Raw genomic sequence first — 18149 nt, 5'->3', positions numbered from 1 at the left:
AATGCGTAATGAGTCATTGCTTGTCCCTCGTAGGGGATGAAATTTTGCTTTCGATTTAACAAGTTGGCAAAATGGTCATACGATATAAACAATGGATTGTTTTATTCCCCGTGATTTTAATTAAATACGCTATTTTTACCATTCTATCTCTGTACCTAGGATGTTTATCTTTTATTGTGCAGGCTAGTGATAATGCCGAGCATATCCGGATTTTATTACCTCCTACCTCAATGGTTCAATCTGCGGGCTATTACATGGCGCAGCATAAAGGGTTCTTCCGCTCGCAAGGTATTGATGCTGCGTTATTTCCGGCTCGTACAAGGCAGTCAATTACAGACGCTGTCGATGCTGGGGACGTTGAATATGGCGTGACGAATGCCAATGTATTAATTGAAAAAGCCAATGGCCTTGGGCTGCGGGCCATTGCCGTTATATTTCAACACTCTCCTGCAGCGCTACTTGTATTAAAAGGTAAAGGGATTAATAAATTAGCTGATTTAAATGATAAACGTATTTTATTATCTTCCGAATTTCAAGATATTGAAGTTATTAGTTTATTACGTCAGCGACATATTCAATCAATTAATATCTCATCACCGTCAGTCTCACGCGATTTAACTTCTCTTATTAATAATCAATTTGATGCCTTAAGTATTAATGTAACCAGAGGGCCTTATAACGCCGTTCGGCAACGCGTTAAACCGATATTATTTATGCCTAAAGATTATGGTATCGATTTTTACAGTGGTTTCTTATTTACGAACACGGAAGAGGCAACCGTCAATCCCGATCGCGTTGCAGCAGTGCGCAGAGCGGTGCTGCAGGGGTGGGAGTATGCGTTGACTCATACCGAAGAAACATTAGATGTACTTGTTGCGTTAAATCAACAGTCACCTTCTTCACTACTCGATGCCCCAAGCAATGAAGAGCGCAACAAACTTAAATATCAGTTGATCACCATGAGGGACTTTATTTTACCTGACTTCATCCCTTTAGGTTATATCAACCCACAACACCTTTTCGATATTCAACAGCAATTGATTGATCTTGGTTTTATTGAAAACGGCAGTGACTTCAGTCAATTTATCTTTACGCCACCACGGGCTAAAATAGACTGGCAAGTGTGGGGTGTTTGGCTGAAGGTAATTATTGCCGCCTTATTGTTTAATGGGTTGTGGTTATTCTATTTATTAATCATCAACCAACGATTAAAGCGCGAAGTACTAGAGCGTAAGCGTGCAGAGCAACAGGTTCGCTATGCAGCGATGCATGATAATTTAACTGGGCTGGCAAACCGAGCGCAACTAATGGATACCCTTGAACATACTTTACCACTGGCGAAGAGAGGTAAAGTCACGCCGGTATTGTTGTTTATGGATCTTGACCGTTTCAAGTTGGTGAATGATCGCTATGGTCACGCTGCTGGGGATGAACTATTAATTGCCGCTGCGCAGCGTATCTCTCGGTTGTTGGGCGCGCCTGGGGAGTTATTAACACGTTTAGGTGGGGATGAGTTTGTTATCTTATTACCTAACTCTAATTTACAATATGCAGCTCAGCTCAGTGATAAAATCGAGCGTACCTTATTGCAATCATTTGCCTTATCTGTCTGTAATGTGTCGATTGGTATTAGCATTGGTTATAGTGTTTATCGCCAGAATATGAGTGCAGATGAGTTGCTAACGGGTGCCGATGATCAGATGTACGAGATAAAAAGTGAGCATCATCAAAAAAGAAAGAAAATAGTGTGTTAAATGGCATTTATTTTGCTTAGCTAGCGTTATTATCTATTACTTGACGGTTTATACGTGTCGTTAGTAGTAAGAAGCCTGCTTTTACCTGTAAGATAATAATGACAGGTTATTGAGTCTTCGCGCTATAAAACACAGCTAACAGTGACTTACTTTAGTTGTGTTACTTATGTTTATCGTAAGTGACTAACCGTAATAGTTGTATTCGTTTTCTAATTTAAGTAGTGATCACCCGTATGGAATTATCTCGTTACACCGACGTCATTAAAAAACTAACGACCTTGTATCATGAGCCAGATTTCAGTCGCTTGTTCGAGCAGTTGACTGAAGATGAAACCAACAGTACCCGCTTCTTGATTAAGATGGAGGTTAACCGCCTTTCAGCCCCAACTCGCCGGATCCTTGATTTTCGTCAGCGTGGTGATAATGGTGCTGTTGCCTATGAATACGATGATATTCTCCATCACATTAACCCCGCCGAAATTAAACTATTAGAACAATTATTAGTTCAACACGAAGGCCATTACACGCTGGGTATATACGAAGAAATAATGGCGTATCATCAGTGTGAACGTAGCAAACCTGCTAATGAACGTCATGTTGAAGTATTAGAACCCGCTGCGCCATTTGCTGTTGAATCGATTCAATATGCATCTTACTTTGTGCGTAACGAAGAGCGCATGCATTATAGTTCTGCGATCAAAATGCGCATTGGTGATCGTGTCGTTGATGCGATGACTTCAGACCTATCAACGAGCGGGATAAAAGTTAAAGTCGATAAAAATAACAAGATGGTCGTTGGCAATCTGGTTAATGTGAATTTTTCTAGTTTACGCCAAGAATATGGTAATCATTTATTACGTGAATTCTTTGCTTATAAGCTCATGGGCATTGATGAAGAAGAAAAGTTCGATTATTTGCGTTTAATGCGTATTGATGAAAATGATGAATTAGATGTTTTTATCAGTAAGCTGATCAAGCAAAACAAAAGTAAATATAAAGTGAATGTCCGCTTCCAAGAAGAAAATGTAGTCGTAAAAGGTTACGAGCAATTCTTCTTACCACGTATGTCAGGTTTACCGTTATACGTTTCAAATGATGAACGCCCTGTACTTAGTCATTTATTATTGAATGAAAATAATCGCGGTGTATACGATTATTGGATCAATGAAGAATCGAAAAGTCAGCTTGAAGCATGTTGGCAAACGCCTTGGATGCAAGGGATGCTAGCTGCGAAAAAAAGCATCGACACCACTATTTACAGTTTTTATTATACGCAAAATGGTCGCTTATATTTTTATGCTGCGGATGCGGATAGTCTTGCTAAGTCGGGCCTGAAAGCACTCTTTTTATCATTTGCTTGTCAGCGTCCTAACTTCAGAGTATTTAAACTTTCATTAAACCCATCAAAATTTGATGAAAAGAAACATTTACTTGAAGTGGAAAGTAATCAGCAACCAATGGGCTCAGTTACACTTTCTGCATTACAAGAAATTCGTTGGGTTGGTTTACTACAAGACATTACCAATGAAAATATCTTGAATGATTATAAGGCTTACTCACAGGCGGGGAGTGATTTTAATCAACTGCATCAATACCGTTTACCTGCAGCAGAGCAGCGTGCGGTATTAACCCAGTTTAAGTTTGTGCAGTTACGTAAAGAAGCACGATTCAGTTATAAAACGGCTATTGTGGCCAGCAATACAGAGCGTAGTGTTAAAGGTTGGAGTAATGACTTTTCGACAGAAGGTCTACAGATTGAATTAGAAGCGCCACTGGATGTGCAGATAGGCCACCGTATTTATCTTGAATTACCGATGCTGCAAAAGCTATCGAAGAAAATTGCGCTCGCTAATTTGCCTTATAGTGTGGTTGGTTGTAATAAAGCGAAAACCATTCTGCATCTACAGATCTCGGGTGATAAAGAGAATCATATTGGCTGTAAGTTCTTTAGCTTATTAATTAGTAGTAATAAAGACAAACTAAAGAGCATGCCAGAGCCGACTCAATCACCGGGTGTCACAGCCGTATTAAGAAATATGTACTGCCAGCAGTTGGCGACTATGCCTTTGTATATCCATAAGGTTAATAACAGCTATCAGATGGATAGAATCGGTATTAGCCCTAATGAGAATAGCTTATCACCGCTATTTGAATTTTTTGGTCAGCCTGATGCGCCTTATAATTTGTATCCACTACTATCTGATTCGAGTGTTAAGCACGTATTTGATGAGGCATTAGCGGGATTAGAACCAAATTACCGACCTTGGCAGCAGGTCGTGTATATTAAAATTGCATCCAGTGATTCTGCTGTAACAACGCGATTCGAGAAAGATTTTAGTGATGATCACGAACGTCGTCAGTTTATTACTCATGGATTACAGAAAGGCGCTTTCTTTGCTATCCAAGTGATGCTGTCTCGCACTGGGCGACCGGATATGGAATACATTGAAAAAGAATTGAATTACGTGAGTCATTACGCAATGCACAGGGCGCAAAAGCTTGAAGATGAGTTATGGAGTGTCCGTGGTGTCGTTGACTTGATTGATGTGTCTGACGAGTTAATGTATCGACTGGGGTTACGCCGGATGCGTTAAGTTAGGGTTGGATTATCGAGTTTTAAAAGGCCAAGATTAATATCGTTAATATCGGCCTTTTTATATAGCGCTTAACTCATTATTTATAAGTGAGTTAAGCGCTATGATTTATAAGCTAAGTCCAGCTTGCTTCCACACACGTTGCTGCTTGTAATAGACCTACTAGTCCTTCTAAATCATGATGATTTAATGCTACTTGCGCTTGTTGCTGAACAATTGGTTTTGCATGAATAGCGACACCGAGTGCGGCACTCTTAAGCATAATTAAATCATTCGCGCCGTCACCAATTGCCACCGTTTGCTGTGGTGCTATATTATGTACCAGTGCTAATGCTTGCAGGGTATCTGCTTTCACCTGTGCATCAACAATGCTGCCAATAACGTTCCCCGTTAAAGTTCCATCGATTATTTCCAACTCGTTAGCATAAACAGCATCAAAGCCAAGATCATCTTGCAAGCGTTTAGCAAAGTAAGTGAATCCACCGGATGCAATTGCTACTTTCCAGTTTGCTTGGTGTAGGGTTGCAATCAGTAACTCTAATCCAGGCATGAGTGGCATTGCATCTGCAACTTGAGTAAGCACTGTTTCAGGGCAGTTAGTGAGTGTTGCAACTCGAGAACGTAAACTTTCAGCAAAATCTAACTCACCATTCATTGCGCGAGCGGTTACCGCTGCAACTTGTTCACCAACGCCTGCAAGTTTTGCTATTTCATCAATACATTCAATTTGTATCGTAGTTGAATCCATATCCATAAGTACAACACCAGGTTCATTTAAACTTGGTAGTGTTTGGCTGATGGCATAATCGATATGGTAATCATTACTCCAGCTTGATAGTGTGTTATCAAATTGCTGGTGTAATTCATCAGATAATGTAGGTAATCCAAGTACAATTATTTCACCTTGATTCGGTGCGGTGCCTGATAATGTACTGTCTGATAGGAACTTATCGGATATAGACTCATCTGATATAGGGTAGTGCGCTGGTGGATAAATGATAATATCACCAGACAATTGCGCTGATACTTGCAACTGACTTAATGCTGATAGTAAATTAAGCACGGCATCCGCAGTTAACGTACGCCCTATTAATGTGAGGTAATGATGCGCATGCTCACTATCACTATCACTATCACTATCAGCATAACTATCACTGATTAGTCGTGCTTGTGCCGAAATATTAAATTGTCCCTGACAATAGGTGACTTGTTTGATCTGGGTGCTTTGCAAGCTTAATAATTGTTGCCATGCTATTGGTGATGTATTACTAAATAAAGTCTCAGTGAGTTGAGTCATTTTGCTACTAATCCTTGTAATCGATAGGTTACTGCTAGTAAAGATAACGCATTAGATTTAAAATTGCGATTCGTAATTAGGCTATTCAGAAAGGAGCTCGTTGTGGTGAAAGATAAGAGTAAGGACAACCCTGTCAATACAGAGCTCGTTCTGCATGAAACGGATTCAGCGACTAATAAGATAAGCCATCAGGTAAGTGACCAGATAAGTCAGCAGGAAAACAAGCTTAGCCAAGACAGTATTTCTAATAGCCGAAATAAATTTTTGAAAGGTCAAACGTCACTATTAATCGCACTGAGTCTGAGTACACTGTTTATTTTCATTGCGATTTCGTTATATAACAATGTCACCGCTTCTCGTTATCATCAAGTCGATATGCTAGTGCATTCATTATTGGACTATCCCACAAAAATGGCAGCCAACTTAATTGTTGAACGTGATTCTAGTGACAGTGCTATTCGAGCTAATAGTAGAAAACAACTACAACAGCTGGTGGATGAAGTCAGCGAAAATCAATACGTGACGAGTCTGCATGTGTTTGCCGAAAATGGTAAGTTATTAAGTTCTTCACAAGAAGATTATGTCGCGCAGCTGCTTGCCCAAAAGCAATATTCAGCACCAAAGGATGTGCGTGTATATTTAAAGCCGATATTAGCGGAAGATTCATTAGGAAGTAAGAAACCAGTGGGCTTTTTACAGCTGCATTTCAGTTATCAAGAAATGCTAAAAACATTCACTATTTTTCAATTTGATGCCACTAAATCTATTTTATTATTGTTTCTGTTGTTATTGCTGTTTGGTGTCATTATCGGTGTGACGATCAACCGCGTTCATCATAAATTTCGTTAAAAAGGTAATCTGATGTCTAAACATATTCATATTCTTGGTATTTGTGGCACCTTCATGGGTGGTATTGCGGTACTGGCTAAACAGCTTGGTTATAGAGTGACGGGGTCTGATGCTAATGTGTATCCGCCGATGAGTACCCAGTTAGAAGAACAAGGTATTGAACTCATCGAAGGCTATGATCCGAGTCAGCTTGATCCCGCGCCTGATATGGTCATTGTTGGTAATGCAATGTCTCGTGGTAATCCGTGCGTTGAATATATGCTAAATCGAAAACTACCATATACATCGGGACCACAGTGGTTATCTGAACATCTGCTACAACACCGTTATGTGATAGCGGCATCGGGTACACACGGTAAAACAACGACTGCGGCCATGGTTGCATGGATCTTAGAATACGCAGGATTAAATCCGGGTTTCTTAATCGGTGGTGTACCACAGAACTTCACTGAGTCAGCACGTCTTGGTGGTGGCTATTTCTTTGTGATTGAAGCCGATGAATACGATACTGCCTTTTTCGATAAGCGTTCTAAGTTTGTGCATTATCAGCCAAATACTCTGATTATGAATAACCTTGAATATGATCACGCGGATATCTTCCCTGATTTAGCGGCAATTCAACGCCAATTCCATCATGTAGTGAGAACAGTACCAAGTAATGGCCTTATTTTAATGCCGGATAATGTACCTGCATTGGATGAAGTGAAAGCACAAGGTTGCTGGACACCAGTACAACGTTTGTCTTTAGAGGATAAAGAGCTAGGCTCGGAATATAAATCTAGAGATGTTGCAGATAACTGTCATTGGCAAGCGAAGAAGTTACGTGAAGATGCGAGCCAATTCGAAGTTTACTGTAAGGGTGAACTTGCTGGTGTGGTTAACTGGAACTTGATTGGCGAGCACAACTTACAAAATGGCATGATGGCTATTGCAGCAGCGCATTATGCAGGTGTTGAGTTAAGCCAAGCCATTACAGGGTTAGGGGAGTTTAAAACCCCAAAGCGTCGTATGGAAGTAAAAGGTGAAGTGCAGGGTATCCGTGTTTATGATGATTTTGCGCATCACCCGACTGCAATTACGACTACGTTAGCGGGGCTACGTGCAGCGGTAGGCAATGAGCGTATTATCGCGGTGTTAGAACCGCGTTCAAATACCATGCGTATGGGCACACATCAGCAAGCATTGGCGCAATCTCTCACCTTGGCAGATAATGTATTTTTGTATCAACCTGAAGGACTCGACTGGAATCTACAACCTGTTGCAGATGAGTTATGTGCGAGTGTCGATATTGAATGTAGTGATATAAATAAGAATAAAGCGGTTATCCATCAGCAAATTGATGTATTAATTGCAGATATAGCGACACTGGCACATAAGCAGGATGGTCCTTGCCATGTACTAATTATGAGTAATGGTGGTTTCGCTGGTATTCATGATAAATTACTCGCACAATTATAATTAAACACGATAAGTTAAATAATGACTTATATGAAAAAGGGTTTCGATTATCATGCTAGCTAAAGCTGAATCAACTACATTTAATAAGCGTATTACCTTAGGTATTAGTGGCGCGTCAGGTTCACAATATGCGGTACGTTTATTAGAGCTATTATTAGCAGCGGATGTGCAAGTACATTTATTGATGTCAGATGCAGCAAAAGTGGTGATGGCCACTGAAACCGATGAAAACTGGCCTGCGGATAATAAGTCACTACAGCTTTATTTATCAGAAAAGTATAACGCGAGAGCGGGGCAATTATTTGTGCCAAGCAGTAAAGATTGGTTCTCGCCAGTCGCATCGGGTTCTGGTGCACCAAAGCAGATGGTGATCTGTCCATGCAGTATGGGGACGGTAGCGGCTGTTGCGCAAGGTATGTCGACAAACCTCTTACAGCGTGCGGCGGATGTAGTATTAAAAGAGCGTGGTCAACTAGTCTTGATCCCGCGTGAAACACCACTTTCTCCAATCCATTTAGAGAATATGCTGAAGTTATCGCGTTTAGGCGTGACGATCATGCCCGCGGCACCGGGTTTTTACCGTAAGCCAGAGACATTGGATGATCTGATTGACTTGATGGTGGCGCGTATTCTTGATCACATAGATGTAGAGCAATCGATTTATGCTGGTTGGGGACGCTAGGCCTGAAGATTAAACAACCCCCTCCTTTTTTTATTAAAAGGAAAGGAAAGAAAAGGAGGGGTAAACTGTGTTGGATTTTATGCTTTCGCTAATGCTGACGTGACATACTTTTCTAAAAACTCAATAATTCGTTCTCTGCTCATTGCCTTTGGTTGATTGACTAATTGCAAGATCATATAGCCTTGGTTTGATAGGCTACGAGCAAATTCAGTGGTGGTTAAATAGGTATTTATTTCACCGGATGCGATGGCTGGTTCGATCTTGTTACTGATAATGGCAATGTTATTATCGAGTAAAGCAAGGTAGCGTGGCCAAGTCTCTTCGCGAATAGATGAACTCCATTCCAACCAAATGTAAGTGAACTGTGGATTGTTAATGGCGGCATCAACAAAATCGGACAGGTAATCGTGGATTGCTTGATGAGCACTCTTAATTGGTTGCGTACTGTTGTTTGATGGTTCGTTAATATCAACAAAGTTACGGCGTACCATATCACTGAAGAAGTCTTCAATTTGTATTAATACATTATCCACTAATTCTTCTCGGCTACTGAAGTAGTTAAAGACTGTCGCAACCGATACTTGCGCAAGCTCTGCTATTTCAGCATGACCCGCACGACCTAGACCACGTTTAGAGAAAACTTCGATTGCACACTGCATCAGTTGTTCGCGACGTGCTTCGGGGGATAGACGGGTACGGCGTCTGATTACTGCAGGCATTTCCATATGTAGCATCCAAAGGTAATAAATAACAATGTTAAATTATTGTTAATGCTATCATTAGGCTTATATCCAGTTCAACTCTAATGTGAAACTAATCACGCTTTCTATGCGGTTTGTCGGTTGTATTTTGTCGCGATAACAGCGCTGTTTTTTATGAAACCATTTCGAATATTGGTATTAGGCTGCTAAACTATGCGCAATATATCATTATGATTACATTTTTAGAGATGAGTACTTAGCCTATTTATTGCTGGTGGTACTGAGATCGTTTGGAGAAATTAACATGAAACACACTGTTGAAGTGATGATCACTGAAGCTGACGTGCAAGCAAAAGTAAAAGAGCTAGCTGCACAAATTGAAACGCATTATAAAGACACTGACACGCTAATCATTGTTTGCTTGTTACGTGGTTCAGTAATTTATATGTCTGATCTATGTCGTCATATCAACTTACCTGTTGAATTAGACTTTATGACAGCATCAAGCTACGGTAATTCAATGGAAAGTAACCGTGATGTGCGTATCTTAAAAGACTTAGATAGCGACATTAAAGGTAAAGATGTACTTATCGTTGAAGACATCATTGATACTGGTTTCACGTTAAGCAAAATCAAAACGATGCTAGAATTACGTGATCCTAAATCAATCACAATCACGACATTATTAGACAAACCATCTCGTCGTGAAGTAAACGTACCAGTTGATTGGGTAGGTTTTGAAATTCCAGATGAATTCGTAGTAGGTTATGGTATCGATTACGGTCAAAAATACCGTAACTTACCTTACGTAGGTAAAGTTGTACCATTAGAAGGTTAATCTAACCCTAAGACCAGCTCTAGTAGTTGCTGGTCGAGTCGTTTAAAGACGTTCAGCCCGCCGTAAATACATCCTTGTAGGCTTGGGCTGGCATCCCTGCCAGCAACAGCTGATCTTACTTTAAGCGACTCTCTTAAGTTATCGTCTTATTACGCCTCACGCCTTAGCCCTTAAGTCTTAGAGCAATTATTACATAGTGAGTTAAGACTCCACTCTCGCATTTCTAAGCTATTCCAGTATAATTCACCTCCCATTCTTGATTAGGTTTATTCCTCACATGACGTTAGCACTCGAAATTAAAGGGCTTCAGAAGACTTATTCTGGCGGAGTTAAAGCAGTAAAGCGTATCGATCTGACAGTAGAAAAAGGCGATTTTTATGCGCTGCTAGGGCCTAACGGTGCGGGTAAGTCGACCACGATTGGCGTGATGAGTTCACTCGTTAATAAAACCGCTGGGCAAGTTAAAATTTTTGGTTTTGATATTGATACTGACCTTGAAGCGGCAAAGAGCCAAATTGGTTTAGTACCACAAGAATTTAACTTTAATCCGTTTGAAAAAATTGAAAATATTATTGTCAATCAGGCGGGCTATTACGGTGTACCCCGTAAAGAAGCGCTAGTGCGTTGTGAAGCATTATTAAAACAGCTGGAATTATGGGATAAACGCCATGAAGCGGCACGTAATTTGTCTGGCGGGATGAAGCGCCGATTAATGATCGCCCGTGCGCTTGTACATGAACCTCAGTTACTTATTTTAGATGAACCAACAGCCGGTGTTGATATTGAATTACGCCGTACTATGTGGGAATTCTTACAACGTAAAAACGAGCAAGGTATTACCATTATTCTGACAACGCATTATTTAGAAGAAGCTGAAATGCTGTGTCGTAATATTGGTATTATTGATAAAGGCCTGTTGATTGAAAACACTTCAATGAAGGCGCTGTTATCTAAACTGAATAGTGAATCCTACCTGTTGGATATAAATAGCCAATTAATTAAACCTAAATTAGACGGTTATAGCTGTCGATTATTAGATGATCATACTTTAGAAGTGGATGTAGCGAAGAATCGTGGTTTGAATTCGTTATTCTCGCAATTGGCGACGATGAATATTGAAGTGCAAGGTATTCGTAATAAAGAGAATCGTTTAGAAGCCTTGTTTATGGATATAGTAGAGCAGGGTAGACAGGTGCAAGCTAGTTCATAGTATGTTCCGAGTTAACTAAAGACGACAACGTGCTGTAAACACATCCTATTTTGGTAGGCGCGAGCTTGGGGTTGGCATCCATGCCAACAACCGTTGTCTTTCTTTATTAACTCTCCACTAATTTGTACCACGGTTCACACAATATCTTGATAGGTTAGTTAAAATGAAACAAAATTATTTAATCGCGTTTAACAGTATTCTGAACAAAGAGATCACGCGCTTCACACGTATTTGGGTACAAACGCTAGTACCGCCTGCAATTACCATGACTTTGTATTTTGTTATCTTCGGTAACTTAATAGGCTCTCGTGTAGGTCAGATGGATGGTTTTAGCTACATGGCGTTTATCGTCCCTGGACTGATTATGATGTCGGTGATCACCAATTCGTATTCGAATGTTGCGTCGTCATTTTACAGTGCTAAATTCCAAGGCAATATTGAAGAGTTACTGGTATCACCAGTGCCCACTTATATCATTATTGCTGGTTATGTCGGTGGTGGTGTGACACGAGGTTTACTGGTGGGCTTTATTGTTACCTGTGTATCGCTGTTTTTTGTACCATTACAAATCCACAGTATATTGGTGATCATCACGACGCTATTATTGACTTCGATTCTATTCGCATTAGCTGGGCTGCTTAATGCCATTTTTGCAAAAAGCTTTGACGATATTTCTATTATCCCGACGTTTGTACTCACACCCTTAACCTATTTAGGCGGTGTATTTTATTCAACGTCATTATTACCACCTGTATGGGAAACTATTTCACATGCGAACCCTATCATTTACATGGTCAGTGCGTTCCGTAACGGTTTCTTAGGTATCGAAAATATTCCTCTACTCTATTCATTTACTGTCATCATTGGCTTTATCGCTGTGCTGTATGCCTTGGTATATCGTTTGATCAGTAAAGGTGTAGGGCTAAGAAGTTAAGAGTACGCCTCAGGCTCTATAATTAAACTAATAAATAAGACTTCTCTTTGCTTCACTTCTATTTTTAAAAGTGAAGATGAGAGGAGTTCTCTCTCGTATTTAAAAACCGGTAACAGCAATGAACACTGAACAACAAACAGTACAAGATGACTCAATGGGTAATTCTCGTGAGATCACGACTAATCAAACTGGCTTAAATGAGCATCTTGATGAAGTGGTATTAAAGCATTTAGCCCATAAATTCCGTAAACCTTATCGTCAGCATACAGTTGAAGCATTTGAACAAATGAAAGCGATTGTCGCGGCTGATCCTCGTCCTATTATTTTTGATTCATGCTGTGGTGTTGGTGAAAGTACGGCTAAGATTGCACAGATGCATCCTGACTGTTTAGTGTTTGGTATGGATAAGTCGGCAGACCGTTTAGACCGTAATGAACAACATCGCCATGCGCATCAAGTGGACGGGCAGGTTTACCATTTATTTCAAGTTGATTTAAATGACCTGTGGCGTTTGGCAGTAGATGCGGGTTGGCAGTTACACAAGCATTATATCTTGTATCCAAACCCTTGGCCGAAAGCGAAGCACTTGCAACGTCGCTGGCATGGTGCGGCGGTATTCCCGTCTATTATCGCTTTGGGTGGTGAATTAGAGTTACGTAGTAACTGGCCGCTATATTTACAAGAGTTTCAGCGCGCATTAGAACTGGCGAAAGTGGACAGTGAGTTACAAACGTATACAGCGGATGAGGCGACAACACCGTTTGAACGAAAATATTGGGCTAGTGGTCAGACATCTTGGCAGTTGGTCGCTAAATTGTAATGTAATTAGGGTACAGTGCTGCCCTTATGTTTGATAGCAATCACATAATCTGATTTCTATAAAATATATAATGCATTTCACTTTAGTAGTTGTTTTAAATTGTATTTATATATGGTTGAAGAATGATTTAAAGTGTAATGCTTAGTCATGATTATTCGCTGAACCTTGCTAGTTTAGTCACATTTTAGCTATTAATATCAACAGTATTTTATTATATTAAATGGAATTAAGTTATCCACTATGGAGTAGCTAAAGTACTTGCTCAAAGTAGGGGAATATGCGAGTATTGCATCGTTTTTGGGTGTTATAGCGAAGCTTGAAAAGATAATAAATCACTGTTTATAAATTTATAATCATGTGAACAGTTATTTATTATCCCTTATAATTTAGAATTTTATCGGTCTTGGGGTACTGCAACCCTAGGGCGGTAGCGTGCTTTTTAGCATAATAATTATTTATTATGCGTTAAATATTTACGTTTATATTCAGCTGAACGCGCAAACATAATTACTGACAATAATGCGAAAGCGATACCGTTCGCATAGATTAGCTGTTCATTTTCGATTAACTGATAAAGACTGCCTAGCATAACCAATATAACAATCATCAGGTTTATATTGTGCAGCAGTGGGTAGTTGTTAGTGAAGATGGCATAACGTCTGAACATAAGAATCTCTTACTCTGTATTTTGGTAACATTGCAAAGGCCTCATTATTATATTTGACTATTAATACGTAAGACGTGCTTAGGTATTTTATGTTTGAGGCTGTCGACACATACGATAATATGTATGTATCCAATGTAACATATCGCCATAGTACAGGTTGAAATAAAAGTAGAAAAAGATATCTAGAAATGTGACTTGCGTCTTGTTACGTCGTTCACTTTAGTTATTTCCTCATCTTCGCGGTATAATCCCGCTAATTTTAAAAATGAACTTTGGATCATATGAATCATTATAAAAAATTATTGGTGGCTATTGCCTTACCTGTAATACTGGCAGGTTGTACTGTACCTGGCTCTTATTTAAATATAGACGATAAAGCTGCAAATAGTAATGATGATAGTAACGGTCATAGTGCTGAAAACGTCGATATTTTAGAACGTGTTAATTTATATCCGTTAACAGCAGATAAAATGGCGACGTATAAAACGCCACGCCAAAGTGCACAGATTAACCCTGAATTAGATGCTAAATTGGCAGCATATGAATACCGTGTTGGTGCGGGGGATATTTTAAATGTCACGATTTGGGATCATCCTGAGTTAACTATTCCTGCTGGTTCTTACCGTAGTGCAAGTGAATCAGGTAATTGGGTGCATGCAGACGGTACAATTTTCTATCCTTATATAGGCTTTGTGAAAGTAGCAGATAAAACAGTTGTTGAAATTCGTGCAATGTTAACGAAGAAGTTAGCTAAATTTATTGAAACACCACAAGTTGACGTTAACGTTGCAGCGTTCCGTTCTAAAAAAACTTATATTACCGGTGAAGTGAACAAGCCGGGTCAACAATTTATTTCCAACGTACCTTTAACGTTATTAGATGCGGTAAACAGTGCGGGCGGTTTAGCTGAAAATGCTGATTGGCGTAATATTACCTTAACCCGTCAAGGTGTTGAGCAAGAGCTATCGTTATATGCCTTGATGCAACGTGGTGATTTAACCCAGAACCGTTTATTAATGCCGGGTGATATTGTTCACGTACCACGTAATGATGCGCAAAAAGTATTTGTAATGGGTGAAGTAAACGAACCTAAATTATTAAAAATTGATCGTGCAGGCATGAGTTTGACTGAAGCGTTAAGCAGTGTTGGTGGTATTAACCAACTAGCTGCTGATGCGACAGGTATCTTTGTTGTACGTGCGAACCGTACTACTCATCTCAAAAGTACTGCACCTGTAAATGAGTCAGATGAGGCTAGCGCTAATACAATTGCAGATATCTACCAATTAGATATCAGTAACGCCGCTGCATTGGTTATCGGTACTGAATTTGAATTACAACCTTATGACATTGTCTATGTAACAGCAGCACCAATTACCCGTTGGAACCGTGTTATTGGTCAGATCTTACCAACAGTGACAGGCTTTAATGATATTACTGAAGGTATTAACCGTGTTCGAGCTTGGTAATTTATAGCGTTTGAATGAAAGCATTGATTGAAAGGTTATGAATTAAAAGGGTTTGCTATGTTTAATAATATTTTAGTGGTGTGCGTCGGTAATATTTGCCGTTCTCCGTCGGGCGAGTATTTGCTTAAAGCGTTATTACCGAATAAGAATGTTGAATCTGCAGGTGTTGGTGCATTAGTTGGTAAACCAGCAGATAAAATGGCTTGTCAGGTAGCGGAAGAAAACGGTGTTAGCTTAGCAGGCCATCAAGGTCGTCAGTTAACGTCTGCTTTATGTAGAGAGTTTGATTTGATTTTAGTGATGGAGCAAGGCCATATTAATGCGGTAACGAATATTGCCCCTGAAGCGCGTGGTAAGACTATGTTGTTCAGTCAATGGTTACAAAAGCAAGATATACCGGATCCGTATCGTCAAAGTAAAGAAGCGTTTGATCATGCTTTCAAACTGATTGAAGCCTCGGCAAATGCTTGGGCAAAGAAGTTGGGCTAAAAGCAGTTAGGTTAAGAGCCATTAGCTTAAAAGCAACGAGATTAATAGACTTTAGGATAAAAGCAGTGACATTAATCAGTGCTTTATATCGCTTAAACTTAAATATTGGAATTAGATCATTATTATGAGCAGCAATACTCTCAATCAGACCAGCAAGCAGCAATCGCCACAAAGCAGCGGTGCAGATGAAATTGATTTAGGTAAGTTATTCGGCATATTACTCGATGCGCGTTGGAGCATTATCGCTGTTACGTTTATCTTCGCTGTATTTGGTGTTAGCTATGCATTATTAGCAACACCTGTTTATAAAGCGGATGCGTTGATTCAAGTTGAACAAAAAAGTGGTGGTATGTCTGCACTTGTTGGTGACATGGGCGATTTGTTTTCCAGTGAATCGTCTGCAACGACCGAAGTTGAGATCATTAAATCACGCATGATCTTAAGCCTGACTGTTGAAAAGTTAAATTTAACCACACTTGCAGCACCTAAATATTTACCAGTTATCGGTAAAGGATTAGCACGTATGAGTGGTCAGCAAAATGACATTACTATTAGTCGTTTTGAGATCCCAAGTTATGCGACACCTTCATTTAACTTAGTTATTGATGATGCGAGTAAAGGTACTTATTCATTATATGACGCTGAAGAGCGTAAAGTTTTATCTGGTGTTGTAGGTGAATTAGCACAAAACAACGATTACCGTTTATTTGTACAGTCATTAGTGGGTAACAATGCAGATGAATTCGCTGTTGTGAAGCGTTCTTCGTTCGATGCGATTCAATGGCTACAAGCTGGTTTGTCGGTAAGCGAACGTGGTAAGCAAACAGGTATTTTACAGTTATCGTTTAGTGGTGAAGATAAAGTATTAATCCAAGATATTCTTAATGACGTAAGCCAAAACTACTTCTTACAAAATGTGGATCGTAACTCAGCTGAAGCAGAGAAAAGTTTAGAGTTTTTGCAAGGCCATTTACCGAACATTAAAGTTGGTTTAACAGCTGCTGAAGATACTTTGAACCGTTTCCGTCAAGACAATGAATCAATTGACTTAGGGTTGGAAGCACAGTCGACATTAAAAGTAATGGTTGCTTTAGAGGCCCAGCTTAATGAGTTGACCTTTAAAGAAAGTGAAATTAGTCAACGCTTTACTAAAGATCATCCCGCTTATAAGTCATTATTAGACAAGCGCGAAGTATTATTAGAGAAACAAAATGAGCTAAACGCACAAGTTCAAAAATTACCAAAAACGCAACGTGATGTATTACGTATGAAGCGTGATGTTGAAGTGAACCAGCAAATTTATATTCAGCTTTTAAATAAAGTACAAGAATTGAATATTTTGAAAGCGGGCACTGTTGGTAATGTACGTATTTTAGATACAGCACAAGCGTATAGTAATGCGGTTAAACCGAAGAAATCATTAATTGTTGTATTAGCTACGCTATTAGGTGGCATGCTATCAGTTGCTATTGTACTTGTTCGTGCAGCATTGCATAAAGGTGTTGAAAACCCAGATGAAGTTGAAGCGTTAGGGTTACCTGTTTATGCCAGCATTCCAATGTCTGATTGGCAGGCTGAAATGGATGCGAAGCTTAAAAAGAATAAACGTAAGAAGAAACTTGAACTGCACGAAACTTTATTAGCAGAGTCTAATCCTGCTGATTTATCGATTGAAGCCTTACGTGGTTTACGTACCAGCATGCATTTTGCGATGATGGAAGCGAAGAATAATGTAGTGATGATTTCAGGCCCTGCGCCTGGTATTGGTAAATCATTCGTATCAGTAAACTTTGCTGCGGTGATTGCTAAAACAGGTCAAAAAGTACTACTGGTGGATGGTGATATGCGTAAAGGTTATTTACAACGCCATTTCAACCTGGAATGGGATCGCGGTTTGTCAGAAATGCTTTCTGGTAAATTGGAAACTAAAGACGTAATTAAAACATCGGGTATCGAAAATCTAGATGTTATTACCCGAGGTCAAATCCCACCCAATCCTTCAGAACTGTTGATGCACCCTCGCTTTGCTGATTTTGTTGAATGGGCATCAAGTGAATATGATTTAGTTATTATTGATACGCCACCTGTACTTGCTGTAACAGATCCAAGTATCGTTGGTGCTATTGCTGGTACGACCTTGATGGTTGGTCGTTTTGGTCAAAATACAGTAAAAGAAATTGAAGTAGCACGTCACAGATTTGAAATGGCAGGGATTGAAGTGAAAGGCTTTATTCTGAATGCTGTAGAGAAGAAGGCAAGTGCGTCTTATGGGTATGGTTATTATAACTATAGCTATGAGAGTGATAAGTCGTAACCTGTAGCTAAAAAACCGTAATAGCTAGGCTTTACAAGGGATTGCCAGACATGGAATGTCTCAAAATAGATAA

15 protein-coding genes are annotated in these 18149 nt (G+C 39.7%); 12 read left to right on the top strand and 3 right to left on the bottom strand.

What is annotated here, in order from left to right:
- The first annotated feature begins 254 nt into the window (after positions 1-254).
- Together HWV00_RS17665 and HWV00_RS17660 are read left to right on the top strand one after the other, a co-directional pair.
- Entirely contained in the window at positions 255-1754 is a 1500-nt protein-coding gene (locus HWV00_RS17665) for a GGDEF domain-containing protein (RefSeq protein ID WP_255554772.1), read from the top strand.
- A gap of 233 nt (positions 1755-1987) precedes the next feature.
- Complete coding sequence (locus HWV00_RS17660) at positions 1988-4348, top strand: PilZ domain-containing protein (RefSeq protein WP_211683478.1); 2361 nt, start codon at positions 1988-1990, stop codon at positions 4346-4348.
- A 115-nt stretch (positions 4349-4463) separates the two neighbouring features.
- Here the strand turns inward: HWV00_RS17660 and serB are convergent, their stop codons facing one another.
- Positions 4464-5645 carry a phosphoserine phosphatase SerB gene (gene serB, locus HWV00_RS17655; RefSeq protein ID WP_211683477.1) on the bottom strand — a complete coding sequence of 394 codons (1182 nt, stop codon included), beginning with the start codon at positions 5643-5645 and terminating at the stop codon, positions 4464-4466.
- A gap of 102 nt (positions 5646-5747) precedes the next feature.
- Here serB and HWV00_RS17650 point away from each other — a divergent pair, with 102 nt between their 5' ends.
- From HWV00_RS17650 to HWV00_RS17640, 3 genes are read left to right on the top strand one after another with little or no spacing between them, the layout of a single operon-like run.
- On the top strand, positions 5748-6494 hold the full coding sequence (locus HWV00_RS17650; protein WP_211683475.1) for a hypothetical protein: 747 nt from the start codon (positions 5748-5750) through the stop codon (positions 6492-6494).
- A 12-nt stretch (positions 6495-6506) separates the two neighbouring features.
- The gene (gene mpl / locus HWV00_RS17645) at positions 6507-7952 is read left to right on the top strand and encodes a UDP-N-acetylmuramate:L-alanyl-gamma-D-glutamyl-meso-diaminopimelate ligase (RefSeq protein ID WP_211683473.1); all 1446 of its coding nucleotides are present in this window, start codon (positions 6507-6509) and stop codon (positions 7950-7952) included.
- Between the two features lie 52 nt (positions 7953-8004).
- Positions 8005-8634, top strand: a complete 630-nt coding sequence (locus HWV00_RS17640) for a flavin prenyltransferase UbiX (RefSeq protein WP_211683471.1) — start codon at positions 8005-8007, stop codon at positions 8632-8634.
- Between the two features lie 77 nt (positions 8635-8711).
- Here the strand turns inward: HWV00_RS17640 and HWV00_RS17635 are convergent, their stop codons facing one another.
- Positions 8712-9359 carry a TetR/AcrR family transcriptional regulator gene (locus HWV00_RS17635; RefSeq protein ID WP_211683469.1) on the bottom strand — a complete coding sequence of 216 codons (648 nt, stop codon included), beginning with the start codon at positions 9357-9359 and terminating at the stop codon, positions 8712-8714.
- A 280-nt stretch (positions 9360-9639) separates the two neighbouring features.
- Between HWV00_RS17635 and hpt the strand changes: the two genes are divergently transcribed.
- The 4 genes from hpt to HWV00_RS17615 all read left to right on the top strand — a co-directional run bounded on the left by hpt (position 9640) and on the right by HWV00_RS17615 (position 13137).
- Entirely contained in the window at positions 9640-10173 is a 534-nt protein-coding gene (gene hpt, locus HWV00_RS17630; RefSeq protein WP_211683467.1) for a hypoxanthine phosphoribosyltransferase, read from the top strand.
- 277 nt (positions 10174-10450) lie between these two features.
- The gene (locus tag HWV00_RS17625; protein WP_211683465.1) at positions 10451-11383 is read left to right on the top strand and encodes an ABC transporter ATP-binding protein; all 933 of its coding nucleotides are present in this window, start codon (positions 10451-10453) and stop codon (positions 11381-11383) included.
- 163 nt (positions 11384-11546) lie between these two features.
- Positions 11547-12317 (top strand): ABC transporter permease, encoded by a 771-nt coding sequence (locus HWV00_RS17620; RefSeq protein WP_211683463.1) that lies wholly within the window; start codon positions 11547-11549, stop codon positions 12315-12317.
- Positions 12318-12435: 118 nt separating this feature from the next.
- The gene (locus tag HWV00_RS17615; RefSeq protein ID WP_211683461.1) at positions 12436-13137 is read left to right on the top strand and encodes a tRNA (guanosine(46)-N(7))-methyltransferase TrmB; all 702 of its coding nucleotides are present in this window, start codon (positions 12436-12438) and stop codon (positions 13135-13137) included.
- A gap of 451 nt (positions 13138-13588) precedes the next feature.
- On the opposite strand, the gene HWV00_RS17610 is transcribed toward HWV00_RS17615, so the two are convergent.
- Positions 13589-13804 carry a hypothetical protein gene (locus tag HWV00_RS17610; RefSeq protein ID WP_211686739.1) on the bottom strand — a complete coding sequence of 72 codons (216 nt, stop codon included), beginning with the start codon at positions 13802-13804 and terminating at the stop codon, positions 13589-13591.
- Between the two features lie 281 nt (positions 13805-14085).
- On the opposite strand from HWV00_RS17610, the gene HWV00_RS17605 reads away from it, so the two are divergent.
- From HWV00_RS17605 to HWV00_RS17595, 3 genes are all read left to right on the top strand, one after another.
- On the top strand, positions 14086-15273 hold the full coding sequence (locus HWV00_RS17605; RefSeq protein WP_211683459.1) for a polysaccharide export protein: 1188 nt from the start codon (positions 14086-14088) through the stop codon (positions 15271-15273).
- Positions 15274-15330: 57 nt separating this feature from the next.
- A complete protein-coding gene (locus tag HWV00_RS17600; RefSeq protein WP_211683457.1) occupies positions 15331-15762 on the top strand; it encodes a protein tyrosine phosphatase in 432 nt (143 codons plus the stop codon).
- Positions 15763-15886: 124 nt separating this feature from the next.
- Entirely contained in the window at positions 15887-18076 is a 2190-nt protein-coding gene (locus HWV00_RS17595) for a polysaccharide biosynthesis tyrosine autokinase (protein WP_211683454.1), read from the top strand.
- The last annotated feature ends 73 nt before the right edge of the window (positions 18077-18149 follow it).

The organism is Moritella sp. 24, assembly GCF_018219155.1.
Classification (GTDB): domain Bacteria; phylum Pseudomonadota; class Gammaproteobacteria; order Enterobacterales; family Moritellaceae; genus Moritella.
The sequence above is the reverse complement of the archived record's forward strand: the minus strand, read 5'-3'. Positions and strand labels throughout refer to the sequence as shown.